The sequence below is a fragment of the Actinomadura barringtoniae genome, assembly GCF_017573505.1.
Lineage (GTDB): Bacteria > Actinomycetota > Actinomycetes > Streptosporangiales > Streptosporangiaceae > Spirillospora > Spirillospora barringtoniae.
In genome coordinates, this window is sequence record NZ_JAGEOJ010000019.1 from 158,123 (window position 1) to 172,024 (window position 13,902).

At 70.2% G+C, this 13,902-nt stretch carries 14 protein-coding genes; 10 read left to right on the forward strand and 4 right to left on the reverse strand.

From position 1 onward, the window contains the following. Nucleotides 1-25: 25 nt before the first annotated feature. Nucleotides 26-370 (reverse strand): DedA family protein, encoded by a 345-nt coding sequence (locus J4573_RS39405; RefSeq protein WP_208261233.1) that lies wholly within the window; start codon nt 368-370, stop codon nt 26-28. A gap of 141 nt (nt 371-511) precedes the next feature. Then, nucleotides 512-1,747, reverse strand: a complete 1,236-nt coding sequence (locus J4573_RS39410; protein WP_208261234.1) for an MFS transporter — start codon at nt 1,745-1,747, stop codon at nt 512-514. 226 nt (nt 1,748-1,973) lie between these two features. Here J4573_RS39410 and J4573_RS39415 point away from each other — a divergent pair, with 226 nt between their 5' ends. The 3 genes from J4573_RS39415 (at nt 1,974) to J4573_RS39425 (ending at nt 3,696) form a co-directional block, all read left to right on the forward strand. Beyond that, complete coding sequence (locus tag J4573_RS39415; RefSeq protein WP_208261235.1) at nt 1,974-2,135, forward strand: hypothetical protein; 162 nt, start codon at nt 1,974-1,976, stop codon at nt 2,133-2,135. Nucleotides 2,136-2,174: 39 nt separating this feature from the next. Further along, complete coding sequence (gene efeU, locus J4573_RS39420) at nt 2,175-3,014, forward strand: iron uptake transporter permease EfeU (protein WP_208261236.1); 840 nt, start codon at nt 2,175-2,177, stop codon at nt 3,012-3,014. Between the two features lie 76 nt (nt 3,015-3,090). Beyond that, entirely contained in the window at nt 3,091-3,696 is a 606-nt protein-coding gene (locus tag J4573_RS39425; protein WP_208261237.1) for a phosphatase PAP2 family protein, read from the forward strand. A 91-nt stretch (nt 3,697-3,787) separates the two neighbouring features. Here the strand turns inward: J4573_RS39425 and J4573_RS39430 are convergent, their stop codons facing one another. Continuing rightward, nucleotides 3,788-5,278: a sensor histidine kinase gene (locus J4573_RS39430; protein ID WP_208261238.1), complete on the reverse strand. Its 1,491-nt coding sequence runs from the start codon at nt 5,276-5,278 to the stop codon at nt 3,788-3,790. On the opposite strand from J4573_RS39430, the gene J4573_RS39435 reads away from it, so the two are divergent. The 4 genes from J4573_RS39435 (at nt 5,277) to J4573_RS39450 (ending at nt 10,343) form a co-directional block, all read left to right on the forward strand. Further along, nucleotides 5,277-5,924: a hypothetical protein gene (locus J4573_RS39435; RefSeq protein ID WP_208261239.1), complete on the forward strand. Its 648-nt coding sequence runs from the start codon at nt 5,277-5,279 to the stop codon at nt 5,922-5,924. The genes J4573_RS39430 and J4573_RS39435 overlap by 2 nt on opposite strands. Continuing rightward, nucleotides 5,912-6,658 carry an ABC transporter ATP-binding protein gene (locus J4573_RS39440; protein ID WP_243774323.1) on the forward strand — a complete coding sequence of 249 codons (747 nt, stop codon included), beginning with the start codon at nt 5,912-5,914 and terminating at the stop codon, nt 6,656-6,658. The genes J4573_RS39435 and J4573_RS39440 overlap by 13 nt, the downstream gene beginning before the upstream one ends. A 137-nt stretch (nt 6,659-6,795) precedes the next feature. Further along, nucleotides 6,796-7,551, forward strand: a complete 756-nt coding sequence (locus J4573_RS39445) for an ABC transporter ATP-binding protein (protein ID WP_208261241.1) — start codon at nt 6,796-6,798, stop codon at nt 7,549-7,551. Beyond that, complete coding sequence (locus tag J4573_RS39450; protein ID WP_208261242.1) at nt 7,548-10,343, forward strand: ABC transporter permease; 2,796 nt, start codon at nt 7,548-7,550, stop codon at nt 10,341-10,343. The genes J4573_RS39445 and J4573_RS39450 overlap by 4 nt, the downstream gene beginning before the upstream one ends. A gap of 64 nt (nt 10,344-10,407) precedes the next feature. Here the strand turns inward: J4573_RS39450 and J4573_RS39455 are convergent, their stop codons facing one another. Further along, nucleotides 10,408-11,106 (reverse strand): response regulator transcription factor, encoded by a 699-nt coding sequence (locus J4573_RS39455; protein ID WP_208261243.1) that lies wholly within the window; start codon nt 11,104-11,106, stop codon nt 10,408-10,410. A 139-nt stretch (nt 11,107-11,245) separates the two neighbouring features. Between J4573_RS39455 and J4573_RS39460 the strand changes: the two genes are divergently transcribed. The 3 genes from J4573_RS39460 to J4573_RS39470 all read left to right on the forward strand — a co-directional run bounded on the left by J4573_RS39460 (nt 11,246) and on the right by J4573_RS39470 (nt 13,875). Further along, a complete protein-coding gene (locus J4573_RS39460; RefSeq protein ID WP_208261244.1) occupies nt 11,246-12,397 on the forward strand; it encodes a putative hexosyltransferase in 1,152 nt (383 codons plus the stop codon). Nucleotides 12,398-12,510: 113 nt separating this feature from the next. Then, nucleotides 12,511-12,873 carry a BlaI/MecI/CopY family transcriptional regulator gene (locus J4573_RS39465; protein WP_208261245.1) on the forward strand — a complete coding sequence of 121 codons (363 nt, stop codon included), beginning with the start codon at nt 12,511-12,513 and terminating at the stop codon, nt 12,871-12,873. Between the two features lie 30 nt (nt 12,874-12,903). Beyond that, entirely contained in the window at nt 12,904-13,875 is a 972-nt protein-coding gene (locus J4573_RS39470; protein WP_208261246.1) for a M56 family metallopeptidase, read from the forward strand. The last annotated feature ends 27 nt before the right edge of the window (nt 13,876-13,902 follow it).

The window sequence follows — 13,902 nt, forward strand, 5'->3', positions numbered from 1 at the left end:
GGTCTTCGCGCGTCGCGGTGCGCTCTCAGCAGGAGCGATCGGCACGAGAGATAACGGCGATGACTCCCACGATGGGCAACAAATACTTGTCGATTCCCGGGATCGAACTGCCCAACAGGTAGCCTGCGACGACGATGCTCACGGCCCATAGCAGGCCGCCGAGCACTTGCCAGAATGTGAAGACCCTCGCTGGAACGTCCAAGGCTCCGGCGATGGGGTTGAGAACTGTTCTCACAATCGGAATGAACCGAGCCGGCACACTGGCCTGGAGCAGCCCGGTTTCGGCGAACAGGATCGCCACGATTCCCACCGTGCCGAACGCCGCCAAGAGCGAATGGGCATCGAGGGGATTCAGCGTGAGAACGGTCATGCACCAGTCCATTCAACGAAGACGGTGCTCACCGTAACCAGCGCAAGGTAAGCGTCAGGCTAACTCAGATTTCCGTGTATTAGCCCGATTCGGATCAGCTCACCTCTGAATGGTGCGCCTTGATCAGCGGGCGCCGGATCATCATGCCTGGACCGGGGTGTCGCGATAGGAGCGCCAGACCGTGAGGTCGTAGCCGAGTCCGAGTGCCGCGCCGATCAGGAGCGGGCCTCCGAGCGCGGCGAGCGGGCCGGTCAGCAGGGTGGTCGCCGCGATCGGGCTGACCGACACGGCGATGCTGCGGGCCAGGCTGGTCATGCTCGCCGCGGCGGTCCGGTGGGCCGGGCCGACGATCGCCGCGGTGAACGTCTGCCGCGCAGGCACGTCGATCTTCGAAAGAGCCTGGCGGCACAGCAGCAGTGCGACCGCCATGCCCAATGTCGGCGCGAACGGAATGAAGGCCAGCAACAGGTTGGCGCCCGCGTGGGGGAGGAGCATCGCGGCCAGGAGCCCGCGGCGTGCGGCGAGCAGCGGAGCGGTCAGCTGCGCGAGGGCGGGCAGGAGGTTCGCCGCGAAGAAGATCAGCCCGAGCTGGGCGGTGGTGGCACCGAAATGATGGGCGAACCACCAGGCCAGCACGGCCTGCACCGCGAGCCCGCCGGAGAACGCGTCCAGCGCGAACAGCCCGGCCAGCCGCTTGACGTGGCCCGGCAGACGGACCGGGGGCAGGTCCGGTTCCGCGCTGGAAGGGGTGGTCGGCACGGTGGGCGCCTCGGCGTCCGCGGGCAGGTGCCAGAAGAGCAGCACGCTGACGGCTGCCAGCAGCGAGTAGAGCGCGAACGCCGCGTCGCCCGCGGAGACGCCGTGCTGCAGGCCGAGACCGGCCGCGGCCAGCCCGCCGAGTGCGCCGGTGGCCAGCGCGGCCACGTTGTAGCAGGTGAAGACCTGGGTATGGCGCTCCGCCGGGCAGGACTGCGCGAGGATCGACTGCTCGACCCCCGAGAAGGGGGTGTTGTCGTTGGTCGACGGTGAGATCGTTCCGATGAACGCCGCCGCGACCAGGACGGGATAGGACTCCGAGACCGCGAACAGGATGCCGGACGCGGCCATCAGGCAGCTGCAGGCGATGAGGACGCGGCGGCGGCCCCACACGTCGGCGAACAGGCCGAGCGCCAGGCTCGCCACGACCGATCCGGCCGACGCGACGGCCAGCAGCAGACCGGTCTGCCACGGCGCGTCGCCGTCCTCGGTGAGCATCTGGGCGAGCAGGACGCTGGTGCATCCGTACCCGAACGTGCGCAGCGCGCGCGTCGCCACCACCAGCCGCCCGGTTCGCCCGAGCCCGCTCCAAAATGTCGTCCTGACCTGCGTCGATGTCACACGTCATGATGAGCCACCGGCTCACCGCCCCGTGCACTGACGGCGACTTGTCCGTGTCGTCCGGGCGGTCTGGCGGGTGAAGCGTCGGCTTGTTGCGGTCTGGCCAACTTAGGCTAGTCTAACCTAAAATCTACATGCCTGTAGTTGTTGGCAGGGTGAGAGCCCCTTCCCCCCTGGAGTCGCTCGATGGTGGGTGCCGCCGTGCCGGCAGGCTCAGGATCGATCTGTGATCGAGCCGGCGTCGCTCCTCAACCGGTATCGGACCGGACGTGGAGCCGTCGACCTCATCTCCTACGACAAGGTCTCGGCCGCCGACCGCAAGGAACTGTCGGACCAGGTCAACGCCTTGGCCGAGCCCCTATCCAGGCTCGCCGCCGCCGTGGCCTGATCGCGCTCACCGACCTGACCCGCCCCTCTTGGAGGACGCATGATCGGCAACTATCTCATCGGGCTGCGGGAGGGGCTGGAGGCCAGCCTCGTCGCGTGCATCCTGATCGCCTACCTCGTCAAGACCGGTAACCGGAAGGCGCTGGTACCCGTCTGGGGCGGCATCGCCCTGGCCGTCGCGATCAGCCTGGGCTTCGGCGCCGCACTGCAGTTCGGCTCGTCCACCCTGACCTTCCAGGCCAAGGAGGCGCTCGGCGGTGGCCTGTCGATCCTTTCCGTCGCACTGGTGACCTGGATGGTGTTCTGGATGCGCCGAACGGCTCGCCACCTGCGCTCCGATCTGCAGGGTCGCCTGGACACCGCTCTGGCCGGTGGCGCGGCCGCGCTCGTAGCGACCGCGTTCCTGGCCGTGGGGCGAGAAGGACTGGAGACCTCGCTGTTCATATGGACGGCGGTCCAGGCCACGGGCCAGGGCTGGCAGCCCCTCCTCGGTGCCTCGCTCGGTCTGCTGACCGCCGTCGCACTCGGCTGGCTCTTCTATCGCGGGGCGCTGCGGATCAACCTGGCGCGCTTCTTCACCTGGACCGGTGTGATGCTCGTCGTGGTAGCCGCAGGCGTGCTCGCCTACGGCTTCCATGACCTGCAGGAGGCCGACTTCGTGCCCGGGCTGCACAGCCTGGCCTTCGACATCAGCGAAACCGTGCCCCCTGACAGCTGGTACGGGACCCTGCTCAAGGGGATCTTCAACTTCCAGCCCAATCCGACCGTGCTCCAGGTCGTCGTCTGGCTGCTGTACCTCGTTCCGACCATGACGTTCTTCCTGCTGCCGACCCGAACCAGCCCAGCCCCTCAGAAGACCCAGGCGCCCGTCTCTCCATGAGCTCGCCGCCGATCCCGGCGTCCATCGCCCGTTCATCAGTTTCACCCCCTCTCGTAACTTCTACTAGAATGTAGAAGTGTTGAACTTGACGGCGGCTGGGATCGACGGGTCGGAGTACCGGGCCGTGGTCTCGTTCGCCCAGCACACGGCCTGGCTCCAGCCCGCGATGAAGGTCTACACCTCCGCCGGGCTGGTCGCGCTGTGCGTCATGGCGGTGCTCGCCTGGTGGAGAGCGCGCCGGAGCGCTGACATGGCCGCCATGGCCGTGATCGCCTGGATCGCCGCGGGCACGGGGGTGTCGGTCGCCGTTGGACTGGGATTGAAGCAGGTCTTCGCCGAAGCCCGGCCGTGCCTGGCGATCCATACCGCGACCGTGGAGGCCTGCCCCGGCCCCGGCGACTACTCGTTCCCCTCCGACCACACGATCGTCGCCGCCGCCTTGGCCGCGGGAATCTGGCTTGCCGACCGGCGCCTGGGCATCCTCGCCGCCGTCCTCGCGCTTCTGGAGGCGTTCTCCCGCGTCTACCTGGGCCAGCACTACCCACACGACGTGGTGGCCGGTGTCGTTCTGGGAGCCCTGATCATCCTGGCCGGCTGGCCGTTGGCCCGCCACCCGCTCGCCGCCCTGACACGCACGCTCTCCCGCAGCCCGCTACGGCTGCTCATCACCCGCGATAACTGACCACGGCTCGCACGAGCCTTCTCCTCATCGCTGCCCGATCAGGCTGGCGGGCCGAACGGGCTGGCGTGCCGGTGGCGTGCCGAACGGGTGGCTAAGGCGTTGTTGGGGGGAGCAGGAGGGTGAATGTCGTGGGTGCTTGGCTGCTCAAGGTCAGCCGGCCGCCTTCGGCCTCGGCGAGCGCTCGGGCCATGGCCAGTCCGATTCCGTGGCCGTCGGGCCCGCCGGTACGGCGGAACATGACATCGGTGTCCTGCCCGGTCACGTCGCCCTGGTCGGCCACGTCGATCGCGAGGGCGCCGGTGGCCTCTCGCGCGCGCAGGCTGACCGTTCCGACGCCGTGCTGAAGAGCGTTGTCGATCAGAACGGCCAGGATCTGCCGGACGGCTGCCTCGGACGCGGCGGTCTCGGGCAGGGACGCGGTGGTGACACGGAGCGGGCGTGTCTGGGCGGCGAGCGCACCGTGCCAATGCCGCTCGAGTTCGTCGAGCAGCGCCCGGATGTTCAGCGGCTCACCCGAGCGGGGCAGGTCGCGGGCAAGGGCCAGCAGGTCCGTGATGGTGGTGTCCAGACGGTCCGCGGCCGCCGCGGCCGCTTCGAGCGCAGGGCGTTGCGAGGCCTCGTCCTGCAGGGCCGCGTCCAGGATGAGCTTGAGGCCGGTGAGCGGGGTGCGGAGTTGATGAGAGGCATTGGCCGAGAAGGCCCGCTCGCGTTCCAGCACCTCGCCCAGACGACGGGCCGTCGCCGACAGGGAGGCGCCGGCCGCGTCGACTTCGCCGATGCCGGTGGCCGGTGTGGTGATGGTGAAGTCGCCGTCGCCGAGGCGGCGGGTCGCGCCGGCGAGGTCCTCGACCGGTGTGGCGAGGCGGCCGGCGAGGCGACGGGCCAGAATCCAGGTGATCCCGAGTGCCGCGAGCGCGATGGCCAGCATCAGACCCCAGGTGCTGGCGATCTTCGAGTAGACGTTGCCGCGCGGGACCGCCGCACGGACGACGGCGGTGACCTTCTCTTCGTCGGTCACGGGGACGGCCGCGACCAGATCGCCGTGCGAGTCCCCGGTGATGACGCGGGCCTGAAGGGCCTCCTGCACGGGGCCGTCGGCCGTCGCCGGTCCCTTGCCGCTGATCAGCTTTCCGGCGGGGTTGTAGATCCCCACCGCCATCTCCGGTTCCGATTCGGGGAGTTCGGAGGTGTCACGGCCGCGCAACAGGTCCGCCGAGACCGCGATCGTCGCCTCCGCTGCGACTCTTTCCAGTTCGCCCTGCTCATCGGTGAAGTAGTAGTGGGCCGCCCCGGCCGCCAGCGGGACCCCGAACAAGACGATGGCCACCGCGGCGGCCAGAACGCACAAAGCGGTGATCCGTGTGCGCATGCCCTTCCTTCCGCTTGGCTTCGTGGTCTCGCATGCCTCAGTCTGCCCGTCCGCCATGGCGCCTCCGGCCGCCGAAATGCGTTCGGCCAGAGTTTCGGTCTTCGCCAGCGGCGCGTTTGCCGTGCGCTGACTTTCGTCGAACGGGGCGTTATCCCGGGCTTGCCTAGCTTGAGCCCCAGGAGTGAACACACGGCTCCGGAGGAGGACGGTCATGGGAACAGCCGGTGGGAAGATCGCCGTGATGGTCGCCGGGACGCTCCTCGTCCTCGCGGCTGGCTGCGGCCATGGCGGTGGAAGCGGCCCGTCCCTTCCCGCGGCGGGCGGCAGCGGCACCGGATCAGGTACGGCGACGGACGACACCGAGCCGCCGACGCCCGGCGTCACCGAGTCCAACCCGGCCGGTGACATTCCTGACAACCAGGTCTACGTGCCGTTCACCGCGCCGGGCGGGCTGGTGGAGGTCCGGGTCCCGGAGGGGTGGGCCCGAACCTCGAACGCGGGCGAGACGACATTCACCGACAAGCTCAACTCGGTCCGCATTCAGGTGGTCCCGGCGGCGACGGCTCCGACGGCCCGGTCGGCGCAGCAGGACCTTGCCAAGATCAGGGTCACGGCGCATGGATTCACGGGCGGCCGCGTACGTTCGGTCACCCGGAAGGCCGGGCCGGTCACGTTGACTCAATACCAGGCCGACTCGGCGCCTGACCCGGTCACCGGCAAGGTCGTGGTGGACGCGGTCGAGCGGTACGCGTTCTGGAAGAACGGTCAGGAAGCGATCGTCACGCTCTCCGGACCGCGCGGAGCGGACAACGTCGACCCGTGGCGCACGGTGAGCGACTCGGTGCGATGGCTGAAGTGAGCCGGGGCGAACCCGCGCTGAGCCGGCGCGAGGCTGAGTCGGGCCGACGCGAGGCTGGGCTGAGCCAGGGCGAGCCCGTGCTCGAAGCTCGGTCGCTGTATCGATTCTTCCGTGCGGGTGATGAGGAGACGCTGGCTCTGCAAGGAGTCTCGCTCTCGCTGAGCGCAGGGGAGTTCGTTGCCGTGTCAGGCCCGTCGGGCTCGGGCAAGTCGACGCTGCTGGCTTGCCTGGCAGGACTGGACGATCCAGACGGTGGAACGGTCCGGATACTGGGCGAGCGGCTCAGTCACCGGCCCGAACCCGAGCGGGCACGGCTCAGATCGCGCCGGATCGGCGTCCTGATGCAGACCGGCAACCTCCTGGCCCACCTGACACTCGCACAGCACATCGTGCTGTGCCGGCGCCTGGCTGGTCGGCCGCAGCGGCGGCGCAGCAGTGTGAAGGAACTGCTGGCCTCCGTGGGCCTGGCCGATCACGAACACGCCTATCCAGGAAGGCTCTCCGGCGGAGAGGCCGCGCGGGCGGGACTCGCGGTGGCCCTGGCCAACGACCCGGCCGTCCTGCTGGCCGACGAGCCGACCGGCGAGCTCGACACCGCCACCGAACTGCAGATCCTGGCCCTCTTGGAGGAACGCCGCAGCCGAGGCCGGGCGGTCCTGGTCGCCAGTCACAGCCCCGCGGTGACCGCGGCGGCCGGCCGGGTGCTCAAGCTCAGAGACGGGAAGGCGATCTGATGGCTCCGCACGCTCCAGCCGGGCCGCCAGAAGGGCCGTACACGCCAGAAGGGCCGCACACACGGACGGTCGCGCGCTGCACGGGCGCCGGCCGCACCTACGGTGCCGGACCGACCGCCACCGTCGCCGTTCACCGGGTGAACTGCGAGGTCGAGTCGGGTGCCCGGATCGCCGTCGCGGGCCCCTCCGGGTCGGGCAAGTCCACGCTGCTGCATCTGATCGCGGGCCTGGAGACCCCGACGGCCGGGACCGTGAGCTGGCCGGTGCTGGAAGGCCATCCGCTGAGCCGACCCGGCACGGTCGGGCTGATCTTCCAGGGCCCCAGCCTGCTGCCCGCTTTGGACGTGACCGAGAACGTGGCGCTGCCGCTGTTGCTGGCAGGGACGTCGGAAGAGGCTGCCGCGCGGCAGGCTCGCGAGGCCCTCCGGCGCCTGGACATCGGTGAACTGCAGGACCGGCTTCCGGGTGAGTTGTCGGGCGGGCAGGCGCAGCGGGTCGCGGCCGCGCGTGTGCTGGCGGGGCGGCCGGTGCTGATCCTCGCCGACGAGCCGACCGGGCAGCTCGACCAGCTGTCCGGCGCCTTGGTGATCTCAGCGCTGATCCAAGCCGCCGACGAACTCGGCGCCGCGCTCATCGTCGCCACGCACGACCCGCTGGTGGAGGAACGCCTGGAGAGGCACTGGCGCATGCGCGACGGCGCGCTCATCGGCGGCGGCGCAGTCGATCCCAGGCCGGCAGTCGATCCCGGATCGGCAGTCGATCCCAGGCCGGCAGTCGATCCCAGGCCGGCAGGCGACCCCAAGGCGGCAGGCGATGCCAAGGCTGCAGCCGATCCCGGGGCGGCAGTCGATCCCGGCGGGGCGAAGATCCAGGAGAGCGAAGGATCGTCATGATCAGGGTCTGGCTGAACGGTCTGGTACGCCGCCGGAGCGCGCGGATGGCGGGCGCCGCCCTGGGCATCGCGGTGGCGGTCGCGCTGCTCGCCTCGCTGGGCTCTTTTCTGGCGGCGTCCAAGGCGACCATGACCGAACGTGCCGTGGCGGGGGTGGCAGTCGACTGGCAAGTCCAGGTGGCCTCGCCCGCCGACGGTGCCGCGCCGGGTGCGGCCGGTCGTGCGGGGCCGGCCGCACCCGGTGGCGCGGACCCGGAAGCAGTACGGCGCGCCGTGGGTTCGACCCCCGGAACCCTCCGAGCGCTGACGGTGCCGTTCGCCGCCACCACCGGGCTGACCAGCGCCACCGCCGCCCAACCGGGCTCGGCACCGACCACGCAGACCACAGGCCCCGGCGTCGTGCTCGGCCTGCCCGCCGACTATCGGCAGGCGTTCCCCGCCGAGTCGAGGACGCTCGCCGGCCCCGGCGGCGGCGTGATGCTGGCCCAGCAGACGGCCGCCAACCTGCACGCCAAGCCGGGCGACACGATTCAGGTCGGCCGCGCGGGACTGCCCTCCTGGCGGATCCGCGTCGACGGCGTCGTCGACCTGCCCCAGGCCGACTCGCTTTTCCAGAAGGTCGGGGCACCGCCGGGTTCACAGCCGTCGGCGCCACCCGACAACGTCCTCCTGCTCCCTCCGGACCAATGGCACCAGGCGTTCGATCCGCTCGCCAAGTCACGCCCCGACCAGGTCTGGTGGCAGATCCATGCTGCCCGCAGCCACCGGCTGGCGGCCGACCCGGCTGCCGCGTACGCCCACGAGACGGCCGCCGCGCGCAACTTCGAGGCACGCAGCACAGGTGCCGCGACCGTCGGCGACAACCTGGGCGCGGCCCTGGACGCGGCGCGCAGCGACGCCGCCTACGCGCAAGTGCTCTTCGTGTTCCTCGGCATCCCCGGTGCCGTGCTGGCGGCCTTGCTGACCGCCGCGGTCATCGCCTCAGGAGCCGAACGACGCCGTAGGGAGCAGGCTCTGCTCCGCGTGCGGGGCGCGGCGGCACGCCAGCTCCTGGTCCTCGCCACGGCCGAGTCGGTCCTGACCGGCCTGGTCGGCGTCGTCCTCGGCCTGGCGGGCGCCGCGATGGTGGGATGGGCGGCGTTCGGGTCCTCGAAGTTCGGCGCGTCCTCTGGGGCCGGGGCCGGCTGGGCAACGGCCGCGGCTGTGACAGGGCTCGCCATCGCCGTGGCCACGGGATTTCTCCCCGCGCGGCGAGACCTCCGGTACTCCACCATCGCCGCCGCGCACACAGGGACGCCTCGCCTTTCAGCCGGTGCGTCAGCCGGTGCCTCAGCGGGTGCCTCAGCGGGCGCCGCGTCGCGTGCCCGTGGTCCGTTCTGGCTGCGGTACGGCCTCGACGGAGTCCTGCTCGTTCTCGCGCTGGTCGTCTTCTCTGCGACGAGTAAGAACGGCTACCAGTTGGTGCTCGCGCCGGAGGGCGTGCCGTCGGTGTCGGTGTCGTACTGGGCCTTCGCCGGACCGGCGTTGCTGTGGGCCGGGGGAGCGCTGCTGGCCTGGCGGCTGGCGGACCTGCTCCTCGGTCCTGGACGGCGTGGTGTGGCGCGGGCCTTGAGGCCCCTTGCCGGTCGGCTGTCGGGCGTCGTCGCAGCCGGGATGTCCCGGCAGCGAGGCGGCCTCGTCCGCGCGATCGTGCTGCTGTGCCTGGCTGTCGCGTTCGCCTGCTCCACGGCGACGTTCAACGCGACCTACCGGCAGCAGGCCGAAGTGGACGCCCAGCTGACCAATGGCGCCGATGTGACGGTCGTACCCGCGCCCGGCGCCGCCCCGGTCCCCGGCCTCGCCGACCGGCTCGACCATGTGAAGGGAGTCCGGTCGGTCGAACCGATCCAGCATCGTTTCGCCTACGTCGGCACCGACCTTCAAGACTTGTACGGAGTGCGCCCGGACACCATCACCCGCGCCACGGCCCTGCAAGACACCTACTTCACAGGTGGAACGGCCCGGCAGCTGCTCCGCACCCTCGCCACCCGGCCCGATTCGATCCTGGTGTCGGCGGAGACGGTCAAGGACTTCCAGCTGAACACCGGCGACCTGATCAACCTGCGCCTCCAGGACGCCCGCACGAAACAGTTCACCACCGTGCCGTTCCACTACGTCGGAGTCGTCAAGGAATTCCCGACGGCACCGAAGGACAGCTTCTTCGTCGCCAACGGCTCGTACGTCGCCGCCAAGACGGGCAGTGATGCGGTCGGCGCCTACCTGGTCGACACCGGCGGGCACCACATCGGCGCGGTCGCGAACTCGGTCCGTTCCCTGGTCGGAACATCGGCCGCCGTGACCGAGCTCACCGCAGCCCGTTCCCAGGTCGGCTCGAGCCTCACCTCGGTCGATCTCGCCGGGCTGACGCGGGTGGAACTGGTCTTCGCGCTGGGCCTGGCCGTCGCCGCCGGCGGGCTGGTCCTCGGCCTCGGCATGGCCGAACGGCGCCGCGCCTTCGCGATCACCGCTGCGCTCGGTGCGACCGCGCGGCAGATGCGGGCGTTCGTCTACTCCGAATCGCTGGTGCTGGCGGTGGGTGGCCTGGCCTTCGGCGCGGCACTCGGCGTCGCGCTTTCGACGATGCTGGTCAAGGCGCTCACCGGTGTCTTCGACCCGCCACCGTCCGTGCCGGCCGTTCCGTGGAGCTACCTGATGCTCGCTCTGGCCGCCACGATCACGGCGCTCGCCGTGGCCTCCGCGTTGACCGTCCGCCGGGCGCGCAGACCAGCGATCAGTGTTCTGCGCCAGCCTTGACCTCTGCGCTGGCCTTGACCTCTGCGCCGGCCTTGAACTCTGTGCCGGCCTTGTGATCGTTCGGTCAGCTGGGAGGGCCTTCCAACCGGTAGCCGTGCCCGCGCAACGTCACGATCTGGGGGATGACCGCGCCGGACGGCTCCGCGGCCTCGGCCAGGCGGCTTCGTAGCGCGGCGATGTGGACGTCCAGGGTCTTGGTGGACCCCGACCAGTTGATGTCCCACACGTCGTCGATCAGCTGTTCGCGGGTGACGGCGGCGTCGAGGTCTTCGGCGAGGCGGGCGAGCAGGTCGAACTCCTTGGGGCGCAGCTTCACCTCCTGCCCGGCGACCGTGCTGCGGCGGGCGGCGGTGTCCACGACCAGGTCGCCGATCACGATGGTGTGGCGAGGTGCTGCGGGCACCCCGCGGCGCAGGTGGGCCCGTACGCGCGCGATGAGTTCGGTCAGCCCGAACGGCTTGGTGAGGTAGTCGTCGGCGCCCGCGTCCAGGCCGACCACGACGTCCATCTCCTCCTGGCGCGCCGTGAGCATGACCAGCACGCAGCCCGGCTGCGCCTGCCGCAGCTGGCGGCACACCTCGACCCCGTCGACGTCGGGCAGACCGAGGTCGAGCAGGACCAGGTCGAACTCCGTCATCGCCGCTTCCCGGACCGCCGTACGTCCCGCGCGGACCCAGGTGACCTCGTGGTCCTGCATGCGGAGCTGCGATTCCAGCAGAGCGCCGATGGTCTCGTCGTCCTCCACCACCATCAGCCTGGCCATGCGCTCATCGTACGTGCGCGGAGAGCATTCGGGGCGCTCCCGCGGCCGCCTTCCAAACGCTTACCTTGCAGGTCCGGGGCGCTAACCTGCCGCTGCCTAGCGTGGCTCCTCCGACCACAGCCTCGGGGGAGGAGCCGGGATGCCAGCCGCCTTCGGGGAGCCTCGAATCCAGGCACGGGCGTGGTGTCTGCTGTGGAGCTGGGCGATGGCCTGGTCGCTGGTGCACGCCTGGCACGCCGGAGGTTCGTGGCACTGGTTCACCCAAGGCAGCCAGGTTCTGTTCGACGACGATCCCGGGACGAACCTGCACCTGTACGCGAGGCATCCCGAGTTGCAGATCGGACCGCTGGCATTCGTGGTGGCGGCCCCGATGCTGCTGTTCCAGGCCGGCACGGCACGTGTGGTGGCGATTGCTCTCATGAGCACCAGCGGCCTTGTGCTGCTGGCAGGCCTGTGGGCTCTCGTTCCGCCGAGGCGCCGCAGCGAGGCCCGCTTGCTGTGGGCCGGGGCGACGCTGCTGCCGGTCTGGGCCGAGTTGGCCACCCGCGCCGGCCACCTGGACGACGTGCTGGCGCTGGCCTTCGCCGTCGCCGCCATGCGCGCGTTGGTACGTGGGCATCCCTTGCTCACCGGAGTGTTCCTGGCGGCGGCCGTCGACTCGAAGCCCTGGGCGCTGGCCTTCGCGCCCATGCTCCTCGCCCTGCCCTGGCGTCAGTGGTGGAAGGCCGCGGTCGTGCTGGTCACAGGAGTCCTTGCGGCCTGGCTGCCGTTCCTGCTCGCCGACCCGAACACGATGGCGGCGGCACGTTTCACGATCCGAACGTCCGCGTTCTCGGGCCTGAGAGCGATGGGTTTCACCGATCCAGCGACACCGCCCTGGGACCGGCCCGTTCAACTGCTGCTCGGCGGGGTTCTGGGAACGCTCGCAGTTTTCAGAGGACGGTGGCCGGCCGTCATCCTCCTGGCGACCGGCGCTCGGATCCTGCTGGATCCCAAAACCTACGGCTACTACACCTCAGGCGTCCTGCTCGGTGCGCTGGCCTACGACCTGATGTGCGGCCGGAGCCAGTGGCCGCGCCTGACCTGTCTGGGCTTGATCATGCTCTATCTCCCGCAGGTCTTTCCGCCCGCCGGCAACCCGTTCCCGCCGCAGCTCGCCGGGATGCTCCGCGTCATGTACGTGGCCATCGCGGCGGGAGTCGTACTTCTGTCGCCGCGAAGACCGGACGCCGAGCGCGACAAGGCCACTGACACGACCCCGACACCGCGCGTACCAGCGCCCGCCTCATGATCATATTGATGGCGCCGACTATCCTTCTACTGGCTGAAGCAGGTGTCAGGCTCTCTGCGGCCCGAAGATCACTAGCGGCTCAGGGGCGACGACTCGCCGGAGGGACGAAGGATATGACCGAGCCGAGCGAGCGTCGTGCCTCAGGCGCCCTTGAGGGCGAGGTCATGCAGGCCCTCCAGCAGGCGGCCGAGCCGCTGGCGGCGGGAGACGTCCAGACACGGCTGAGCGGCGACCTGTCCTACAGCACCGTGGTGACGATCCTGTCGCGCATGTACGCGAAGGGCCTGCTCAAACGCAAGAAGGCCGGGCGCGCGTTCGTCTACTCGCCGGTGAGCGATCAACCGGGCCTGGCCGCCCTGCAGATGCACAGGGTGATGGACTCCGAGCCCGACAGCCGTGCCGTCCTGGCTCGGTTCGTCAGCTCGCTGTCCGAGCAGGACGAACGCATCCTGCGCGATCTTCTCCAAGATCCGTGAGCGCCATGCGCCCGGCGCCGGGGGGAACGCATGGATCTTGACCAGTACGTGCCCCTGGTCGCTCCCGTCAGCGCGGCACTGGCAGCCCGGCCGCTGGCCTGGCGACTGCCACCGCGCGCCGCGACATGGCTGCTCACGGCCGGTGCGGCGATCATGGGCCTGGCCACGGTCTGCTGTCTGGTTCTCCTCACCTCGGGCGGTCTCCTGCACATCTCGTGGATCGCCGCGCTGGCGGACATGGCGCCAGGGGAGCTTCCGAGGTCTCCGGAGACGAACGTCCCGATGGCCACCGTCGCCGGCGTGCTCCTGGTCGTGTCCCTGGCGATGGCGACGCGTGCTGCTCTCGTCCAGGTCCGGGGTCTGCGCTCCAGCGCGCGTGCCGCACGGAACCTGCCGGGACGCGATGTCGTCGCGATCGTCGAAGACGACCAGGTCGACGCCTACGCACTTCCAGGGCGCCCGGGCCGGGTGGTCGTCTCTACGGGAATGCTCGAACTCCTCACGCCGATCGAACAGGGCGCACTTCTCGCCCACGAGCGGTCGCATCTCTCCGCCAGGCACCACCTGTTCCGCGGCGTGACCGCGGTGGCCGTGGCAGCCAACCCTCTTCTGTGGCCGTTGAGAGACGCGGTGGTCTTCAGCACCGAACGCTGGGCGGACGAGTTCGCAGCACGCACCATCGGTGATCGCACACACCTGGCACGTGCCATCGGGAAAGCCTCCCTGGCCGGGCCCTCCGGGCGCCTCGCTGAGGGTGCCGGAGGCATGAGCATCATCGGCGGGACGCGAAGGCCCCGGCTACGCCGCGATCCACGTCCCGGCCCGGTCCCTCGCCGGGTGATGGCACTGATGCGGCCCCGCCGGGTGCGGCGCAGTGCGATCTTTCTCGCGCTGCTGACGATCGCCGTGCCCACGTTCACGGCCACCCAGCAGGTCGGTGAAGCCGCCCAAGAACTGCACGGCCAGGTCGAGTTCGCGCAGGAACAGGCGCCGACCCGCTGAACACCTCGCCCCGCCGGTCGTCAAGCT

Excerpts from the sequence above, each read along its gene's own strand:
- J4573_RS39455 (WP_208261243.1), bottom strand. The coding sequence starts at position 11,106 with ATGGCCAGGCTGATGGTGGTGGAGGACGACGAGACCATCGGCGCTCTG.
- J4573_RS39460 (WP_208261244.1), top strand. The coding sequence starts at position 11,246 with ATGCCAGCCGCCTTCGGGGAGCCTCGAATCCAGGCACGGGCGTGGTGT.
- J4573_RS39450 (WP_208261242.1), top strand. The coding sequence starts at position 7,548 with ATGATCAGGGTCTGGCTGAACGGTCTGGTACGCCGCCGGAGCGCGCGG.
- J4573_RS39405 (WP_208261233.1), bottom strand. The coding sequence starts at position 370 with ATGACCGTTCTCACGCTGAATCCCCTCGATGCCCATTCGCTCTTGGCG.
- J4573_RS39430 (WP_208261238.1), bottom strand. The coding sequence starts at position 5,278 with ATGACCGTCCTCCTCCGGAGCCGTGTGTTCACTCCTGGGGCTCAAGCT.
- J4573_RS39465 (WP_208261245.1), top strand. The coding sequence starts at position 12,511 with ATGACCGAGCCGAGCGAGCGTCGTGCCTCAGGCGCCCTTGAGGGCGAG.
- J4573_RS39435 (WP_208261239.1), top strand. The coding sequence starts at position 5,277 with ATGGGAACAGCCGGTGGGAAGATCGCCGTGATGGTCGCCGGGACGCTC.
- J4573_RS39440 (WP_243774323.1), top strand. The coding sequence starts at position 5,912 with ATGGCTGAAGTGAGCCGGGGCGAACCCGCGCTGAGCCGGCGCGAGGCT.
- efeU (WP_208261236.1), top strand. The coding sequence starts at position 2,175 with ATGATCGGCAACTATCTCATCGGGCTGCGGGAGGGGCTGGAGGCCAGC.
- J4573_RS39470 (WP_208261246.1), top strand. The coding sequence starts at position 12,904 with ATGGATCTTGACCAGTACGTGCCCCTGGTCGCTCCCGTCAGCGCGGCA.